Origin of the sequence: Pontibacter rugosus (assembly GCF_042678745.1) — a bacterium.
Lineage (GTDB): Bacteria > Bacteroidota > Bacteroidia > Cytophagales > Hymenobacteraceae > Pontibacter > Pontibacter rugosus.
The window spans coordinates 1-18,075 of the sequence record NZ_JBHTLD010000090.1 but is presented as its reverse complement, the minus strand read 5'-3'; the positions used below and the strand labels follow the sequence as shown (position 1 = coordinate 18,075).

The following is an 18,075-nucleotide window of genomic DNA, read 5'->3' as shown; positions in this document are numbered from 1 at the left end:
AAGTAACCGACATACAGTTTACTCTCGTTTTTGACAGGTAACCGTAACTGCGCTACCGAATATACAATATTCTCCTTATCTAAAATGCAAATAGCCGCAATATTAACTTGCGGCTATTGTTTCTCGTGGAACTTCAGAGAAAATTATAAATAATCCTTAACTATACTTAAGCTTCCTCTGGTAGTACACGAACCGGCTGCTTGTGCTCATCTATGGCTACAAAGGTAAAGCTGCCGCTCACAGCTTTTATGCGAACGTCGGAGTACATTTCTTCTACATAAATCTCTACCTGCACCTTTAAGCTGGTGTTGCCCACGCTTGTTACCTGCCCAATTAACTCCACGATAGTGCCTGCGGGTATAGGTTGCGTGAAGTCTATCCTGTCTGAGGATACAGTTACAACTCTTTTGCGGCAGAAGCGGGTGGCGGTAATAAAAGCTACCTCGTCCATTAATTGCATGGCAGTGCCGCCAAAAAGAGTGTCGTAGTGATTCGTTGTGTTTGGGAAAACAGCTTTGAAAATGCGGGTTTCAGATTGGGCAACGCGCTCCTGTAAGTTCATAGGTATAAGTTTTGATTTGCTGAAAGAGGGGCGTGTGCGGCGAACCAACAGCCAGGGCTGCGGCGGCAAAATAAAATATGAGCTAATATTGCTGTGAGGCATACACACGCTGTTTAAGTATGGCATGCCTGCACAAAGAGACAGTGGAGCAGGAGTACAGAAGGGACGACAGTAACCAGGTTACTGCAGGTTTATACTACCCAGACCACAGGCTTTAAGCGCGAAAGCATGCGTTTATGTTATGTATGGCAAGTCTCCTGGCTTGTAACCTTGCTGCCGCCCTTCTCATCCAGTTTCGGATAATGGGCATGTATGGGAGCAAGTTAGTGTTACTTACAGTTGCGCGTCAGCCCGTGATTTACACACGGTTCCTTTTTAAACCTCCACCAAGTAAGGGGGAGGTACCACAAGTACTGTAAAGGTAATAGTTTTATGGGAGAGAAGGAGATTGTTATTTATAGTTGCAGCCTAATTGTAATGCTGAAGTTTAGCTGACGCGGTAGCTTTTAAAGATAGGGAGGCGTTTTGCTGTTCTTATTTTGTAGTTGCTGTGATCCAAGCACCTCCAGCCCCTCCTGTCTAAGGAGGGGAGCCTGTAATTGCTATTTCTAAAGTATAAGCACTGTAGTAAGAACTATACAGATGAACCCACCCCTAGCTCCTCCGAGGAGGGGAATTAGTAGAATCTACGTCAGCTTTGGCTCTCTGATCTGAACCCAGTCTTTCCGTTGAGCGCCTTGTAGGTTTTCGGTGCCGCGCGAGCGGCAGCCGTTAGGCAGGAAAGATACACAGCGCGATACGGGAAGACGGGCCCTCGCGGGCTTGAGCGCTCCAAAGCAAAAGGTGAAACGATAGATATATGGGAGCTAGAGGGTAAACGGTGGCTAGTAAGGATAGCTTGATTGAAGATGCGAGAGCAGATATAGTGAAAGTATGGTTGAAGCTGTACAGGAATGATTCCGCGAGCCAGTAGAGCAGGAAGCTCACCATAGTAGGCACTAGCTGCAAGCTAGCGCCAGCGAGAGTATAACTAATTCTATTGCAAGTATGGCCAAGGCTGTAACTCAACACTACAGTAAAACACAAGTCTGAAGACTTGCGCTAGAAAATATTCTTATAACACTCAGAACTCAGTATTCGAGACTCATCACTCCTCTAGCTGATCCTGCTCCAATTCACCGTATTAACACTTAATGACTGAATATGGCGGCGGATGTTCATGTTCTCCGGTTGCTCCAGCTGCGGGTCCTGGTTCAGTATGCGTTGGGCGGCAGCGCGGGCTTCCTGAAGTATAGGTGCATCTTTAGCAAGGTCAGCTATGAGCAGGTCAAGCACACCACTTTGCTGGGTACCCATCAAGTCTCCGGGGCCACGCAGTTTTAAGTCGATGTCAGCGATTTCGAAACCGTTGTTAGTGCGTACCATGGTTTCAAGGCGGGTTTTGCTGTCTTTGCTCAGCTTATAGCCCGTCATGAGGATACAGTAGCTCTGCTCGGCACCACGGCCTACGCGCCCGCGCAACTGGTGCAACTGCGACAAACCAAAACGCTCGGCACTTTCAATGATCATCACAGAGGCATTCGGCACGTTTACACCTACCTCTATCACCGTAGTGGCTACCATGATCTGCGTTTCATTTCTTACGAAGCGCTGCATCTCGTAGTCCTTGTCCTGTGCCTTCATTTTACCGTGTACCATACTTACCTTAAACTCCGGGAAAGCACGCTTTACGCTCTCGTAGCCATCCATTAAGTCTTTGTAATTCTCCATCTGCTCCGACTCTTCAATCAGCGGATACACGATGTATACCTGGCGGCCAAGCATAATCTGGTCGCGCACAAACTGGAACACGCGCAGGCGGTGCGAATCAAAGCGGTGGGTAGTCACGATCTCTTTACGGCCGGCAGGTAGCTCATCTATCACCGACACATCCAGGTCGCCATACAAGGTCATAGCCAAAGTGCGCGGAATAGGAGTGGCCGTCATCACGAGCACGTGCGGGATAATGCGTGGGTTTTTGCGCCATAGCTTGGAACGCTGCTCCACGCCAAAGCGGTGCTGCTCGTCTACTATGCAAAGACCCAGGTTCTGAAACTGCACCACGTCCTCTAACAAGGCATGCGTGCCCACAATCATTTTCATGTCGCCAGAGCGCAGCTGTTCGTGCAGTATTCTTCTGTCTTTTGCTTTTGTAGAGCCTGTTAGCTTGCCCAGGTTTATACCTAAGCTATTCGCAAAGGCTTTCAAGCCTACGTAGTGCTGGTCAGCCAAAATCTCAGTAGGAGCCATCAACACCGACTGTGCCCCATTGTCTGCCGCGATCAGCATAGTAATAAAGGCCACGATGGTTTTGCCCGAACCCACATCGCCCTGTAGCAGGCGGTTCATTTGTTTGCCTGCCGTTAAATCTCCATAGATTTCCTTTACCACCCGCTTCTGCGCATTGGTTAGGTCAAAGGTCATGTGGTTTTTGTAAAAATCAGTAAGCGTAGCTGTACTCTTAAAAACCTGGCCTTGCAGGTCGGCTTTTCGCACTACTTTGTGCCGCAACAGGCGTAGCTGTATGTAAAATAGCTCCTCGAACTTAAGCCTGAATTTAGCCTTGTTATACTTGTCAGCCGTTTCGGGGAAGTGGATATTGGCGTAAGCATTGCGCTTATCCATCAGCTTGTATGTATCAATCAGCTCCGGCGACAGTGACTCCTGGACCTGTGGCAACGCCACTTTCAGCAGGTGCTCCATCATCTTGCTGATCACCTTGCTCTCGATGCGATGGGCTTTAAGCTTTTCGGTGGTGTGGTACACTGGTTGCAGAAAGGCTGTTGTCTGCTTCTCTTCGGCCAGTTCCTCCAGCTCCGGGTGCGCCATGTTAAAGCGTCCGTTAAACTCCGTCGGCTTGCCAAATACGATATAATCGGTGTGGTTCTTCAGCGACTTTTCCATCCACTTCACACCCTTAAACCATACCAGTTCCAGTTGGTCACCGTTCTCATCCACCAAAATAGCCGAGAGGCGCTGCTTTCTGCCTTCGCCCAGTACTTCTTTGCCCCTGATGCGGCCGCGCACCTGCACGTAAGGCATACTCTCGTCCAGCTCCCGGATCTTGTAAAACTGAGTGCGGTCGAGGTAACGGAAAGGGTAGTGCTGAATTAGGTCGCCGTAGGTGTAGATGTTGAGTTCTTTCTGCAACAGCTCTGCCCGCATTGGCCCCACGCCCTTCAGGAATTCTATTTTGGTGTTGAAGAAGTTGCTCACGCTTTGGCTTGCTTTCGTGTTAAGGGTAAAAGTATAGATTACAAAAATACGCAAAAGCCCCGACAGGTGTAAGTGCTGGCGGGGCTTTATAGTTGAGACTTTGTCTGAATCAGGATTTTCAGGATGTTTGGATGAACAGGATTAGAAACTATGATCTATACTTCCTGATGGAAGCGCCTGTTTATGCCTCATGAACTATTGCGTTTACCTTTGATCGCACAAGCGGGCGCTTGCGCGATGGTCTTACCACTCCTCCGGATAAACTAACTATTCAGGTTGCAACCTCTCTACAAATTGTCAAAACAAATGGCGCCCTATAGCTGCATTCCTGGCAATAGTCAGAAGAAACGGAGACAGGATAGATATAACAACATACAACCAGCCAAAAGCTCTTGCTAGTCTTGTGTTGGCCCAAGGCTTATCTTGATAATGCTGGTTCACCTTCATTGGTTTACCATCCTTTATGTAGATAAAATAAGTTAGAACAAGGTTTATAGCTAATATCAATGGCAAACGTGAGTCAGAAAAACCTATACCATAAAAGTATGGATTCTGAATGATGCGTATGATGGTGTAAAGGAAGAGCTCCTGAGCTCCTAACACAATCACCAAAATTGGAACCGCACCATATTGCGGATTAACTACATCATCCTGATAATAGTTGGAGGTCAGGTAGAAGGGGAGATGAAAGAAGCTCAGAATCATCTTAACTCACAAGTACATTTGATGACAGAGGATAACCTTGAAACTAATAAAAGCTGCAAAGTCTATTTATTTTTCCACTTTAGTGTATTCAACAAATGCACAATATCCTTCTTCACAAATTCTATTACCGGAGCTAAAGAATCGTTTTGCGTAGCTGTTCGGAAGTATAAAGCACCGCGCAGGAAATGTTCTGTAGAGTCTGTGACATAGAACTGGAACTGGCTCGGCACTTCTCCTTCCAGCTCAAAAACAGCGGCTACATCTCCGGCAGGTGTCTTGATTTCCGTCTCTTCAATAGCGTAAGCCTTTATCTGGTGTTTCGAGGTGAGTTTGCGGGCATCCTCCACCAGGTTATTCAGCATTTTATCATTGCCATCGCTGAGGTCTTTGTACGTTAGCTGCACATTTGCTCCAAGGCTGGGATAGATGATGTTGATCCAGTGTGGCTGTGCAATACCAGACGAATCTGGCCTTACCTTAGCATGCTCAGAAATTTCAAAAGTATAAGGGTGCTCTTCCTGTAGCTGGCGGTATGTTTGTGACGGCAGGTCAATGCGGTTATAGCCTTTAGGCTTAGGGGTATACTCGGCACTGCAGGATGCTACTCCGGCAGCTAGGGCAATCCATAAAAAGGCCTTCAGACTAGCTAACTTTATGATACTGTTCTTTTTTGCTTGCAACATTTATCTTAACTCGTTTTACGCGCTTCGTGTCCGCCGACTCAACCGTAAAATGGAAACGGCCATAGTTTACATCCTCGCTAGTGCGCGGGATGCGGGAAAACAGCGCCAGCATTAACCCAGCCACAGTTTCGTTCTCGCCCTTTACCTCATCAAAAGCATCAAAAGGAACCTCTGCTATCTTGCAAAAGTCATGCAACGAAGTCTTGCCATCAAATATAAAGGTATTTTCATCGAGTTGAGAGTAGATAATATCATTGTCATCGTCAAACTCATCATTTATTTCTCCGACAATCTCTTCTACAATATCCTCTAAAGTAAGGAGGCCAACGGTGCTGCCATATTCATTTACCACTACTGCCATATGTACATGCTTATCCTTGAAATCCTGAAAGAGATCCGCGATGCGTTTGTTTTCAGGCACAAAGAAAGGTGGCCGCACCAACTGTTGCCAGTTAAAATCAGCACCTTTACCCAGGTGCGGCAGCAGGTCTTTAATATAGAGGATACCTTCTATTTGATCTGTGCTTTCAGTGTAAACCGGTATACGCGAATAGCCCCACTTTACAATTTCAGGCATTAGCTCAGGCAGAGTTCTATCTCTGCTAAAGGCGATAATATCCACGCGCGGGCTCATGATTTGCTTCACAGTAATGGTGCCGAAGTTTACGACACCACGCAGAATCTTACGCTCTTCAGGTGACGTTTCTGCGTTGCTTAGCGCTATATCAAGGCTATGGTGCAGATCTTCCAGGGTATGTGTATAGCCCCTGGCGATATATTTCCGCTCAATGTACTCGTTAATGGTAATCAGCAACCAGGAGATTGGCTTGATAAGCCACTGTAGCTTTACCAGCACGCCTGCCATGCGCTGTACCAGCCGCAAACGCCTTTTCTGCACATATACTTTGGGTAATACCTCTCCGCAGAAAACGATGAAGAAGGTTGCAAAGAACATGCACGCTACCATTGCGCTGACCGGCAATACCATAGTACCGAAGAGCTGCCATGCTACATAAGCAAACACCGTAACGATAGCTACATTGATGCCATTGTTAAATATAAGGATGGTGGTAAGAAGCTGACGCGGATTTTGAAGGAGCCTGTAAACGCGCTGCTCAGAAGGTTGAGTGCTGTTTTTACATTGCTCTACTTCATGCTCGGTAAGAGAGAAAAATGCTGCTTCTGCCCCCGAAGTGAGGGCAGAGAGCAGCAATAAGAGGATGCCACCAATAATGGCGACAATGTATTCTATTCTGAGTTGCGTTAATGAACTTTGTAAGAGTTGAAGTAAACTATAACTCAGGGGGTCTCCGGAATCTAAACTTTCCAAAATTATTTAATCTAGTGAAACATAGGTTAGAACGGCAGGTCGTCCGGCTCGTCGTTCTGGAAGGCTGATGCACCGCCGCCACTGTTGCCAGTGTTAGTTGATGAGGCAGCACTGCCATAATTACCACCGCTTGCAGCAGATGATGGCTCTTGGAAATTGCCGCCACCGCCACCGTTATCGTTGCGGCTGCCCAGCATGGTCATCTGGTCGGCCACAATTTCAGTGCTGTAGCGTTGGATGCCATCTTTGTCCTGGTAGTTATTGGTGCGCAGTCTTCCCTCAATGTACACAGGATTTCCTTTTTTCAGATACTTTTCAGCCACCTCAGCTAAACCTCTCCAAAGCACAATATTGTGCCACTCAGTGCGCTCCTGGCGCTGACCCTGCTTGTCTTTAAAGGATTCAGAAGTTGCGATAGGAAAACGGGCTACAGCCACACCACCTTCTAAATGGCGAACCTCAGGGTCTTTGCCCAGGTTGCCGATCAAAATTACTTTGTTAACACTTGCCATGTCTTTTTACGATAATACTAAATTTAATTGGGCTACTCCAGCAACCAAGCTGGAGGCAAAATGGCTTACTAAAACAGATAATGCTTTTGCCAGCAAAATTAGTTTCAGTATTATAAAGATACTAAAATCTTAGCATCTTTCAAATAGCTGCTGATAAGAACTGGCTTAGGCAGGCTTTCTATTTCTTCAACGTTGTAAAGGGCTAATCTTGTTTCTTTTAGCACCTCATTTTTTAGTGGTTCCTGTAGCTTTATACGGTAAAAATGCGCCGTTATTTTCTGGTGGCTCAGGATGTGCTTATAAGCTTTGACATAGGGTTGTAGCTGCCCTTGCTGCACTGGAACCCCAGCTGACTGCAGCTCTAGTAGCAGTTGTGCTTCCGGTAATATTTTGTTGTCGCTTTCATAAAGATAAAAATCGTACAGGCCCTGCCATATATCACCCTCTAAACGCTTACGAAGGTAAAAGGAGTTGTTCAACTCAAACACCACATAATGAAAAAAACGTGGCCGTGCTGCCTTGGCTTTAGATTTTACAGGCAGCTCCTGCACCATGCCGTGGTTAAAGGCAAAGCAGGTCTGTTGTAAAGGGCAGAACATGCAATCAGGCATAACAGGGATGCATTGTATGGCACCAAACTCCATAATTGCCTGGTTAAATGTGTCGGGCTCATCAGCTGGAACCAAGGTGTCAGCCAGCTTCTGGAAAACCTTGCGGGAGGCTGGTGCCGCAATATCATCTGTAATGCCAAACACACGTGCCAGCACCCTGAATACGTTGCCATCCAGCACTGCTACCTGTTCTTTAAAAGCAAAAGAGGCGATAGCGGCAGCTGTATAACTCCCAACACCTTTTAATTTTATCAGCTCAGCATAGTTGTCCGGGAAAATTCCACCGTACTGTGCCACCACCAGTTGAGCTGTGTGGTGCATGTTACGCGCTCTGGAGTAATAACCTAGGCCTTGCCAGAGCCGCAGCACCTCGTCCTGCGGGGCAGCGGCAAGATCCTGCACGGTTGGGTAAGTTTCCACAAAGCGCTGGTAATAGGGCAGCCCCTGCGCTACGCGTGTTTGTTGTAAAATTACCTCTGAAAGCCAGATAAAGTAAGGGTTTTCCGTATCACGCCAAGGCAGCGCACGTTTATGCCGGCCATACCAGGTAATAAGTGTTTGGCCAAAGTATGAGTGTGTGGTTTCCTCCATATGTAAGTATGCTGCTGGTTTTCAGCAACACGCAAAGGTATGGCTTTGTTCTAATCGAATTTAGATGGTTTAACATCAAAATATAAGTGCGAGAAAGCCGTTGTAAGGTGGTGAGCATAGGGCTGGCAGTGCACCTTTGTGATTAAGAAGCAGTTAGGTGCTCAGGTTTTACATGGAATAATTTAGAGCTAAAGCTTTTGCTATTCGAAAAGTAGAACTACCTTTGTGCCCCGAAATTCACGGTAATAACGGGAAAACGCTGATACCCATAACAGTAGAAAGTTAACTTATTATTTATATCATAAAAAACTAAGCAAGTGACTAAAGCAGAAGTAATATCAGAAATTGCTGATAAGACAGGGATCGATAAGGCAGATGTTCAGTCTACAATCGAGGCTTTCTTTAAAGTTGTGAAAGACTCTATGGCTGATGGCAACAACATCTACGTGAGAGGTTTTGGTAGCTTTGTGAATAAGAAACGTGCGAAAAAAGTAGCTCGTAACATTTCTAAAAACACATCTATCATCATCGATGAGCATTTTATCCCTAGCTTTAAGCCGTCTAAAACCTTCATTCAGAAGATTAAGAACAGCAAAAAGATACAAGAAGTAGCACATTCTTAATTTTTTGTATCTTTGCTAATCTAATTTTGTTTTAACTCCAAAACAGCATTTAGGCAAACAGAATGAAACGATCACAGATAATAATAGTTATTGTAGCCATTATACTAGTGGCCGTTCTATTCTTTTTGCCTAAAGTAGTTGTAAACGACGAAGACAAAGACAATCTTGCAAGTACCGAAGCTACTGCCGTGCCTGAAGGTCATTCAGAAGATGATGGACACAATCACGGCGCAGAAGAAGGTACAGCGGCAGAAGCCCACATGACAGCTACACCAGAACAACTGATGGAGCTAGCCACGGCTCGTGCCAAGTTTAACAAGGCAAGTGACGACCAGACGCGCAACCGACTGGCTGTTGAGCTTGCCGAAGCTTATTCTAAAGCTACAAAGTATGACAGTGCCGGTTATTATTACGAAATAGCAGCAAAAGCCCGTGGTGGCGAAAACAGCTATAAAAGAGCCGGTGATGCGTACTACGAAGCCTTTACTTTTGCAGCCACGCAGGAGCGCGCTAACGAACTTGGTGCGAAAGCCCGTGGCATGTATGAGCAGGTGCTGAAGAATAATCCTTCTGAACTGGATGCTAAAACGAACGTAGCCATGACCTATATCGCGACCTCAAATCCGATGCAGGGAATTACATTGCTACGCGAAGTGATTGCTTCTGACCCAAACAACCAGAAAGCGTTGTTTAACCTGGGCATACTGTCTATGCAGTCAACTCAGTACGACAAAGCCGTAGAGCGTTTCCAGAAGCTAGTGTCAGTTAACCCTAACCACGTAGAAGGAACCTTCTATTTGGCTGTAGCGTTGGCTGGAACAGGTCAGAAAGAGGAAGCTAAGGCAATGTTTAATAAGGTAAAGGGCATGAGCAATGATCCTGCACTGAACACTTCGGTAGACGAGGAACTTGCAAAACTGAACTAGAGAATTTTAAAAAATCATCCATAAAACAAAAACTACAAGATTATGCCTTGCGGAAAAAAAAGAAAAAGACATAAGATCGCTACTCATAAAAGAAAGAAGCGTCTAAGAAAAAACAGACATAAGAAGAAGTAATTTCTTCTTTATTCACGAGGGCCCACTTTGCATAGCTAAAGTGGGCTTTGGTCTTATACATCGAACATAACCATTTGAGAGAAATTGAGTAACGAACTGATTATCAATTCTACTCAAGATGGGGATCGCATTGCGCTTTTACAGGACAAACGACTAGTAGAGTTTCACTTTGAGTCGAAAGACACGGATTATACCGTAGGTGATATTTTTCTGGGGACTGTAAAAAAAGTAATGCCTGGACTTAACGCTGCCTTTATTGATATTGGTTACCACAAGGATGCTTTTCTGCATTACCATGACTTGGGAGCCAACATCAAAACACTGAATAAGTATGTAAAGGCGGCGCAAACACAGAAGAACGCAACACCCAAGCTAAACCAGATAAAGTTTGAGCCTGAAATAGATAAGCTCGGCAAAGTGTCTGATGTCCTGAAAAAGGGGCAGCAGCTGCTTGTGCAGATTGTAAAAGAGCCGATATCTACCAAAGGCCCCCGCTTGTCTTGTGAACTATCCTTAGCTGGCCGTTACCTGGTGCTCGTGCCGTTTTCAAACACGGTAAGCGTATCCAAAAAGATCGTCAGCAAAGAGGAGCGGACACGCTTAAAGCGGTTGATCACAAGTATAAAACCGGAGAATTTCGGTGTGATTATCCGAACAGTGGCTGAAGGCCGCGAAGTGGCAGAACTCGACAGAGACCTGCGCAACATGTTAGCAAATTGGGATGAGGGCTTTAAAACCCTCAGAATAGCGAAGCCTAACGATAAAGTTATTGGCGAGCTAAACCGTTCTTCATCCATCTTGAGGGATCTGTTAAACGAGAGCTTTGACAATATAGTAGTTGACGATACGCAACTCTACGACGACATCAAAGCCTACGTGCAGAGTATAGCGCCAGACAGGGTAAATATCCTGAAGCATTATACTGGCAAAACAAAGACCTTTGAACACTTTAACATCGAGAAACAGCTTAAGGCTGCCTTCGGAAAAACAGTGACAATACCAGGGGGTGGTTACCTGGTGATAGAGCACACCGAGGCGCTGCATGTAATTGATGTAAACAGTGGGAACAAATCTAACAGCGAAACCAACCAGGAGGCAACTGCGCTGCATGTAAATATGATGGCTGCCAAAGAGGTAGCCCGTCAATTGCGCCTCCGTGATTTAGGTGGTATTATTGTAGTAGACTTCATCGATATGAAGTCGCCGGAAAACCGGCAGAAAATTTATGAGGTTGTTAAAGAAGAACTGAAACGGGATCGTTCAAAATCCACTGTTCTTCCAGTCTCTAAGTTTGGCTTGATGCAGATCACCAGACAGCGTGTTAGGCCAGAGCAAAATATTGTTACCGGCGAAGTTTGCCCAACTTGTGGCGGCTCCGGGAAAATTACCGCCAGTATTCTGGTGACAGACGAAATTGATGCAGCGGTAGACGACCTGCTGGTAAGTCATAACCACAAGAGCTTGAAAATATTTATGCACCCTTTTGTGCATGCATACTATACCAAAGGCTTAATTTCTAAGCAGGTAAAGTGGTTTTTCAAGTACTACAAGTGGATAAGCCTCGTTAAAGATACTTCGTTGGGCATCATGGACTTTACTGTGATGGACAGCCAGGGAGAGGAAATTGAGCTGAGAACCGCCTTCAGCGACGTTAACGGAATTCAAGATAAAGAAGAGGAGCCTGTTTTAAACTAGCTTCCAAAAGAAAAGCCGCTGCTAATGTATAGCAGCGGCTTTTTTGTTATGGTAAGGTGTTGCTGTTAGAACTTCACACCAAAGTCAAGTGATACACTGTTGTTCTTGATAGAAATATTTTTGTCACCTAATCGTTTTTCGTAGAAGTCATCGATATCGGTAAGGCCGCGATGGTAGGTAAGGCCGGCAAATAGCTTGGTGCTCTGGCCCATCTGGAACTCAGCACCACCACCTAATAGTACATCTGCCTCAAAAATATTGAAACGCTTGATAACCTTTTCGCTATCAATAACTTTCTTATCATTAACCTGCGCAGCTACTTTCGTGTTTAGCGAGCCACCTACCTGAAAATAAGCAACAGTACCTGGCGCCACCTCATTGGTAAATAATTTAAGGGTAAGTGGTATTTCGATGTATTGTATGGTAAGATCATCTTTACCGCTTATGTTTTCTGTAGAGCCATCTCCGTTGCTACGGGTATAATTATAAGATATTTCAGCGCCTTTGCTACGATACATCAAGCCAGAGCTAAAGGCATAGTTCTGAGCAAAAAAGTAATCTGCAATCACGCCTACGCCCAAGCGGAGGCTATTGCTCTCCTTCTCAAAGTTGTACCTGTCTTCAGCAATAAAACGATTGCCTGAAATGGTAGGAGATACCTGTAATCCGATTTCAATTTGTGCCATGGATGTGAACCCAGCGCATAAAAACAGCATTAAGAGTGTAAGTTTCTTCATGAGCGTTATAATTTATACTTTGTGTTACTCTAATACGAATGAACACCTTATTTTTGTACAAAGATACGAAACAATGTATTACAGACTTTTTATACTTGCGCTATTATTATTTGCCTTTGGATGTGGCAGCGATAGCTGCGAATTACCTGAAGAAATAGCGCAAATACCCGTTACAGTTGAGATTGAGCGCATGGAGAAGTCTCTTTACGGCGCTAGCTCCGAAGCGGAGGTGGCTGCTTTTTTAAGAGAGAACCCGCTGTTTGCTGAGAAGTACCTTCAGATTCCACAAGACAGTGACCAGGTAAAGGCGCTGTATGAGTTAAGCACTAACCCAGCGCTTGATTCGCTGGCGCAGCAGTCTATGGAGACCTTTGCCGATATGAAGGAGCAGCAACAACAGTTGGAGCGTGCTTTTAAAGTTATCAAATATCACTACCCAGAGTACCACGTACCGCAGGTAAAAACATTTGTAACCGCACTGGGCAGCCTGGGCAACGATTTGTTTGTTTCTGATAGCCTGCTGGTGTTTGGAATAGATTACTTTATTGGCCCAAAGGCAAAGTACCGTCCGCAAGCGTATGATTATATATTGAGCCGCTATGAACCAGAGAAAATGGTACCAGCCGCTATGTTGCTACTCTCTAACCGGTTTAATAAAACCAATTTTGCGGATCGTACCTTACTTGCTGAAATGATTGGCATGGGCAAAGCTTACTATTTTGTGCAGTCTGTGCTGCCATGCATCCCAGACTCATTGATTATTTCTTATACAGGCCAACAAATAGCAGATGTCAATCATAACGAAGGGCGTATTTGGGCACATTTTCTGGAGAAGGAGCTGCTGTTTGAGAAAGCGCCGTTTGTAGTGAACAAATATATAGGAGAACGGCCTAATACACCAGAAGTAGATGCTACTGCCCCTGGGCGTATTGGCACCTGGGTGGGATGGCAAATAGTGCGCAGGTATATGGAGCGCAACCCTGATGTAACACTACCTGAACTGATGGCGGAAACGGACTACCGCAAAATATTTAATGAGTCGAAGTATAAGCCGGAGAAGAAACGATAACTTCTTCTGCCTGTTTATACTTGTACTTGAACGAACAACTGCCACGGATGCATATTGCCATACTTAACCAGCACCACCATAACCCAGACTGCCCTGCTACCTGTCGCCATTATACCTTTATGGAGGCACTGGCAAAGCGGCATCAGCTTAGTTTGGTAGCTAGCAACGGCTGGAGGCGCATTCGTATCACAGATAAGTATGACTGGGTGCCGCAAGGGGTGGAGCTGCATGAGTGCGAGGAGCCGTATGCCAACAAAATGGGCGTTCGGAAAAGGCTAAAATCCTTTGCTGGTTTTGCCGCCTGTGCCTTCAAGAAGACCATGCAAATGCAGAAGCCAGATGTGCTATGGGCCGTATCCACGCCCTTAAGTACGCCGTGGGTGGCAGCACAGGCAGCCAAGCTAAGAAACATACCTTGGGTATTTGAGGTGCAGGACCTGTGGCCTAGCTTTCCGATACAGATGGGGGCCGTGCAAAACACTTGGCTGCAGCAGCGCCTTTACCGTATGGAGAAAGGCCTATACGAAAGCGCCAGCCACATCATCACACTCTCACCCGATATGACAGATCATATTATAGGGTTAGGAATATCACCTGAGAAAATCACGACTAACCTTAACGGTACAGACCTGCATTTGGCTGATGCCGTTACGGAAGAAGCTGTGGAGGAGCTGCGAAGAAAGTATAAGCTACAGCATAAACGGGTAGCCTTATACGCCGGCACTTATGGCCGTGCGAACAGCATGCAGGCGCTGATGCAAACCATCGAACACATGGTGTCAGACACAGGCATCATGTTTATACTTACTGGCAACGGCTACTTTGAGCAGGAGCTGGAGGAGTTGGCGCAGCGAGTACCAAACCTGCTTTTGTTGCCGCCACAGCCCCGTACAGAGGTATTTAAGCTTTTTAAACTGGCTGATGTCTCTTTGGTAACGTTCAATGATTTACCGGTGCTGGCAACTAACTCGCCTGCTAAGCTTTATGATAGCCTGGCCTGCGGCACGCCGGTTATTGTAACCAACCCCGGCTGGACCAAAGCTTTTGTAGAAAAGCATAGCTGCGGCTGGTACGTACCTGCTGAGCAGCCTGCCGCAATGGCCGATACTATAAAAACTATACTTGCTCAGGAGCAGGAGCTAAAAGCGGCGGGCAAACGGGGAGCTGCTATTGCAAAAGAGCTGTTTGATCGGCAACGTCTGGTGCTACAGGTGGAGGAAATTTTGCAGCAAGCCATTAAATAAAATCTATACTACAGTTCGAGAAATAACTACTTCTATTGCTTAATGGCAAGGCTCTTCCATGTATTGTGGAAAGGGTGATTCAGATCTGTTTTTCTCAACGTACACTTCTTCATCATTCTTGGCACAGGGTTTGGTAATACAGTAACATACATAAGGCAGCCGGGCCCGGCTTTGTACTGGTTTATTTCACCCACCTTATTAAAGCAAAGAAGATGAAGAAGATTGTTTTGATGCTATCGTTAGGAGTGTTGGTTGCTGGAAGCGCTATGGCACAGCAGGCACCACAGAAAGAGAAGAAACACCGCACTGAAATACGTGACGGAAAAGATAGAAAACAGCGTAAAAGCCCCGAAGAGCGTGCTGCTCTTAGAACGGAGAAGATGAGTAAGGAGCTTGGGCTAAATAAGTCTCAGACAAAAAAGCTGGAGGCGCTAAACCTGAAGCAGGCAAGAGAAATGGAAGCCAAACATGCCAACTATAAGCATGGTGACAGGCGCGATAAAAATCAGCGCGAGGAGATGCAGGCTTCCAGAGAGAAGTGGAACAACGAACTGAAGGATATTCTTTCTAAGAAGCAATATGCTCAGTATGAAGAAAAACGCCAGGAAATGCGTGCACATCGCAAAGATAGAAATCATGAGGGCTTCAAAAATAGGGGAGAGCGACATCAGGAGCAAAGAAGCAAATAAAGTATAAAGAGAAGGGCCAGCTAAAATTAGCTGGCCCTTCTCTTTGTACTACTGTAAGTATGTTCTGTGGCGAAAGTACATGCGTGCACAAGCAGCCGTTTGTATCAGTAATATAATATTTAAGAAAGCAAATATAACGTAAGTATGACTGTTACTTGAAAGCTAACGTGCGCTTCTCTTCATGGCTCTGCATAGCTAGTTCAACCACTCTAATGGTGTTGCGGGCTTGCTCTGGACTTATCTCTAACTGCTCCTTGCCCTGCAAAGCATTGTACACGTTCTGGTAAAAGGCAGTATAATCTCCAGGTTCGCTTTCGATCTTGCCAACAATGTGCAGCCCGTTTAGTTCTGTGTTAAGTTTGCCCCAGATGTCTTCTGGTTCTGCTCTCCAATTTTCTGCTCCTTTAGGAGACATGCCTGCTTTTAGATTATCTTCCTGCACATCTAAACCATACTTCACAAACGAGCCTTTGTAGCCAGAAATAATGTATCTTGGCCCTGGCTCACGTACCAGCATCCCTGCTTTAAGTATAACTCTTAAGTTTGGGTAGTGTAAAGTAAGCTGAAAGTTATCTGTAACCTGGCTGTTCTTCCGCTGTACGCGCAGCTCGGCAGCTACCTCTGTGGGAGTTCCAAACAAGCAAAGTGCCTGATCTATTAAGTGTGTGCCGAGATCGTACACAATACCTGAACCGGGAGCAGCCTCTTCTTTCCACGTATCGGGCTTTAGGTAGTTGCGGAATCTATCGAAATGCGCCTCATACTCTACTACATCGCCTAGCATATTCGCATCGATGATTTTGCGGATAGTTTTAAAGTCACTGTCCCATCTGCGGTTTTGGAATACGGCTAGTAGCTTGTTTTTGCTTTTAGCCAGTTCGATTAACTCCTCAGCTTCTGCTGATGTAACAGTGAAAGGTTTCTCCACCACCACATGCTTTCCTGCCTCTAATGCCTCTTTTGCCAAGGCGGCATGCGTTGAGTTAGGAGTAGCCACCACCACTACATCTATACTTTCGTCCTGAAGGATCTCACTAGAGTGCCCTACTATACTTGCCTCAGGATATCGGGTGTTGGCAAGTTTAATGTTCTCAGGGCGTGTTTCTCTAATCTTAGCAAGGTGCAGGCCTGGTACGTTGGTGATGAAAGGCGCATGAAAAACGCTTCCGGCCATTCCGAAACCAAGTAGGCCTACGTTAATAGGTTTATTCATAGTAGGGATGTTTGTTGAGTAGGTTAACGTATAGCAATGCAGGTAGTTTAGGAGCTTGTGTACTTATGTGGGGGCTATGGTGCTTTTATACACTACAGCTTTTGGGCTACCTTTAGCTTTAGTTATTTTCTTCTTCCTTGACTTCGAAGCAATCAATATTTAGGCCTATACCACTTTCTCCCAGCCTTTTCATTTTTTTGGATGGAATTGCATGGCACATAGCTTGCCATACTCATACACCAGCCAGATTTGTATATCCCTTTTAGCTATACCCAATGCTGCAAGCTGCCCAAAATTTGGTTCTATTAAATAAAGAAAGACATTTATGAAATCAAAAGGAGGATTAAGTTCTGTTTCGACTACCTGATACCACCATGTATCATACAAGTACGTTGGGCAACGTTTTTATTAATTCTCTTTTTGCATTTTTGTCAGCTTTGGACATTGCATTTATAAACTCGGTAAGTTTAGTTACATCAATTCTTACTTGGCCTAGGCTAATATTCAATTCCTGTGCTCCAAAGGCTTCACTAAATCTGGCTGCCCCTTTGTAAAGTTTGCCTTTCTTCCTAGATGGTTTAAAATTATCGTCTACTTTCAGAGATATAAACTTCTGTCCGTGGATGTTGATTAGGTAAGCATCTCTAATAATTTCCCAATTAATGAAGTCTTTATGGGTTGTCCTGTCAAAAATACCAACTTCATTAATAATAATTTGAGGTCTCCTATGAAACAGATGAAATATGCCTACAGGAATCCCTAGCCCAAAGAAGCAAGTAGAAAACCATCCAAATATAATGTCCTTTGTGTTAGAATCCTCTTTGGCTATCATTCAGATGCCTCCTGCAACTAACGGTAGAGTCAAAGCAAAAAGCTTCAGTGCTTTCCAAGGCGATTTATAGAGTTTAATTTCTTTCATTTAAAGGCTGAACTGGGTTGGCATCTGTAATTTTTCAGATTGTCTTCTTCTGAGGATTTTGCCTGTTATCGAATGAGGCGAGAATGTAAATAGTTTCTTCTTTCTGCTTATAAAGAATTGTGGTGTGTCTGTGTAGCAAAAAACCTCTAATATCTTTTTCAGGACTTTCTAGTGTACCTATTTGAGGGTACTTAATAAGTAGCTCTAAAAACTGGAATATTCTGTAAGTAAATGTTTGCGTAGCTTTATCTCCAAATTCCTGCTGCAGATAGTTTTGTAAATCAGCTAATTGGTTGCTTGCCCGCTTGTTCCAGACTATCTGAGCCATTTAGAGTTTCTTCTTTTCATCTCTTCCTGAGATAGCCAGACAGATTCGTTACCAATTTCGCTCTCACTTGCTAAAACTTCCTTTTTCTGAGCTTCAGTTAAGCTGGTCCAAAGGCTTCCTTCTTTGTAATTTCTTCTACTAGATAGAATCATAAAGATGTCTTCTAATAATTTTTCATCATTAGTTGTATCAATCAGTTTATGCAAATCCTCCTTTATAGCTGCCATATCTAAACTTTTTGAAAATGTACG

The 18,075-nt window shown here is 45.0% G+C and carries 18 protein-coding genes and 1 riboswitch; of the genes, 6 read left to right on the top strand and 12 right to left on the bottom strand.

Annotated features, from left to right (window positions below):
* Positions 1-166: 166 nt before the first annotated feature.
* From ACFQ2O_RS11105 to mutY, 7 genes are all read right to left on the bottom strand, one after another.
* Entirely contained in the window at positions 167-562 is a 396-nt protein-coding gene (locus tag ACFQ2O_RS11105) for an acyl-CoA thioesterase (RefSeq protein WP_377527333.1), read from the bottom strand.
* 230 nt (positions 563-792) lie between these two features.
* Positions 793-986, bottom strand: a riboswitch (cobalamin riboswitch).
* Positions 987-1,717: 731 nt separating this feature from the next.
* Positions 1,718-3,817 (bottom strand): ATP-dependent DNA helicase RecG, encoded by a 2,100-nt coding sequence (recG, locus tag ACFQ2O_RS11100; protein WP_377527336.1) that lies wholly within the window; start codon positions 3,815-3,817, stop codon positions 1,718-1,720.
* Positions 3,818-4,114: 297 nt separating this feature from the next.
* Positions 4,115-4,522 (bottom strand): hypothetical protein, encoded by a 408-nt coding sequence (locus tag ACFQ2O_RS11095; RefSeq protein WP_377527331.1) that lies wholly within the window; start codon positions 4,520-4,522, stop codon positions 4,115-4,117.
* A gap of 62 nt (positions 4,523-4,584) precedes the next feature.
* Positions 4,585-5,205 (bottom strand): gliding motility lipoprotein GldD, encoded by a 621-nt coding sequence (gldD, locus tag ACFQ2O_RS11090; protein ID WP_377527327.1) that lies wholly within the window; start codon positions 5,203-5,205, stop codon positions 4,585-4,587.
* Positions 5,165-6,535, bottom strand: coding sequence for a gliding motility-associated protein GldE (gene gldE / locus ACFQ2O_RS11085; protein ID WP_377527324.1), 1,371 nt, complete (start codon positions 6,533-6,535; stop codon positions 5,165-5,167). The genes gldD and gldE overlap by 41 nt, the downstream gene beginning before the upstream one ends.
* Before the next feature lie 26 nt (positions 6,536-6,561).
* Entirely contained in the window at positions 6,562-7,047 is a 486-nt protein-coding gene (locus ACFQ2O_RS11080; RefSeq protein WP_377527322.1) for a single-stranded DNA-binding protein, read from the bottom strand.
* Between the two features lie 110 nt (positions 7,048-7,157).
* The gene (gene mutY / locus ACFQ2O_RS11075) at positions 7,158-8,249 is read right to left on the bottom strand and encodes an A/G-specific adenine glycosylase (protein ID WP_377527320.1); all 1,092 of its coding nucleotides are present in this window, start codon (positions 8,247-8,249) and stop codon (positions 7,158-7,160) included.
* A 317-nt stretch (positions 8,250-8,566) separates the two neighbouring features.
* Here mutY and ACFQ2O_RS11070 point away from each other — a divergent pair, with 317 nt between their 5' ends.
* From ACFQ2O_RS11070 to ACFQ2O_RS11060, 3 genes are all read left to right on the top strand, one after another.
* Positions 8,567-8,872, top strand: coding sequence for an HU family DNA-binding protein (locus ACFQ2O_RS11070; RefSeq protein ID WP_025608210.1), 306 nt, complete (start codon positions 8,567-8,569; stop codon positions 8,870-8,872).
* A 62-nt stretch (positions 8,873-8,934) separates the two neighbouring features.
* On the top strand, positions 8,935-9,798 hold the full coding sequence (locus ACFQ2O_RS11065) for a tetratricopeptide repeat protein (protein ID WP_377527315.1): 864 nt from the start codon (positions 8,935-8,937) through the stop codon (positions 9,796-9,798).
* A gap of 216 nt (positions 9,799-10,014) precedes the next feature.
* The gene (locus ACFQ2O_RS11060; RefSeq protein WP_377527312.1) at positions 10,015-11,625 is read left to right on the top strand and encodes an Rne/Rng family ribonuclease; all 1,611 of its coding nucleotides are present in this window, start codon (positions 10,015-10,017) and stop codon (positions 11,623-11,625) included.
* Between the two features lie 65 nt (positions 11,626-11,690).
* Here ACFQ2O_RS11060 and ACFQ2O_RS11055 read toward each other — a convergent pair whose 3' ends face one another.
* On the bottom strand, positions 11,691-12,311 hold the full coding sequence (locus tag ACFQ2O_RS11055) for a porin family protein (RefSeq protein ID WP_377527309.1): 621 nt from the start codon (positions 12,309-12,311) through the stop codon (positions 11,691-11,693).
* A gap of 124 nt (positions 12,312-12,435) precedes the next feature.
* Here ACFQ2O_RS11055 and gldB point away from each other — a divergent pair, with 124 nt between their 5' ends.
* The 3 genes from gldB to ACFQ2O_RS11040 all read left to right on the top strand — a co-directional run bounded on the left by gldB (position 12,436) and on the right by ACFQ2O_RS11040 (position 15,364).
* Positions 12,436-13,431, top strand: a complete 996-nt coding sequence (gene gldB, locus ACFQ2O_RS11050) for a gliding motility lipoprotein GldB (RefSeq protein ID WP_377527307.1) — start codon at positions 12,436-12,438, stop codon at positions 13,429-13,431.
* A gap of 26 nt (positions 13,432-13,457) precedes the next feature.
* Positions 13,458-14,675: a glycosyltransferase family 4 protein gene (locus ACFQ2O_RS11045; protein ID WP_377527304.1), complete on the top strand. Its 1,218-nt coding sequence runs from the start codon at positions 13,458-13,460 to the stop codon at positions 14,673-14,675.
* A gap of 212 nt (positions 14,676-14,887) precedes the next feature.
* Positions 14,888-15,364 carry a DUF4890 domain-containing protein gene (locus ACFQ2O_RS11040; RefSeq protein WP_377527300.1) on the top strand — a complete coding sequence of 159 codons (477 nt, stop codon included), beginning with the start codon at positions 14,888-14,890 and terminating at the stop codon, positions 15,362-15,364.
* A gap of 151 nt (positions 15,365-15,515) precedes the next feature.
* Here ACFQ2O_RS11040 and ACFQ2O_RS11035 read toward each other — a convergent pair whose 3' ends face one another.
* The 4 genes from ACFQ2O_RS11035 to ACFQ2O_RS11020 form a co-directional block, all read right to left on the bottom strand.
* Positions 15,516-16,577, bottom strand: a complete 1,062-nt coding sequence (locus ACFQ2O_RS11035; RefSeq protein WP_377527298.1) for an oxidoreductase — start codon at positions 16,575-16,577, stop codon at positions 15,516-15,518.
* 379 nt (positions 16,578-16,956) lie between these two features.
* Complete coding sequence (locus tag ACFQ2O_RS11030) at positions 16,957-17,409, bottom strand: STM3941 family protein (RefSeq protein ID WP_377527296.1); 453 nt, start codon at positions 17,407-17,409, stop codon at positions 16,957-16,959.
* A gap of 121 nt (positions 17,410-17,530) precedes the next feature.
* The gene (locus ACFQ2O_RS11025; RefSeq protein ID WP_377527293.1) at positions 17,531-17,824 is read right to left on the bottom strand and encodes a type II toxin-antitoxin system RelE/ParE family toxin; all 294 of its coding nucleotides are present in this window, start codon (positions 17,822-17,824) and stop codon (positions 17,531-17,533) included.
* Positions 17,812-18,075, bottom strand: a 264-nt coding sequence (locus tag ACFQ2O_RS11020; protein ID WP_377527290.1) for a hypothetical protein, incomplete at its 5' end; no start/stop codon positions are given. The genes ACFQ2O_RS11025 and ACFQ2O_RS11020, both read right to left, overlap by 13 nt.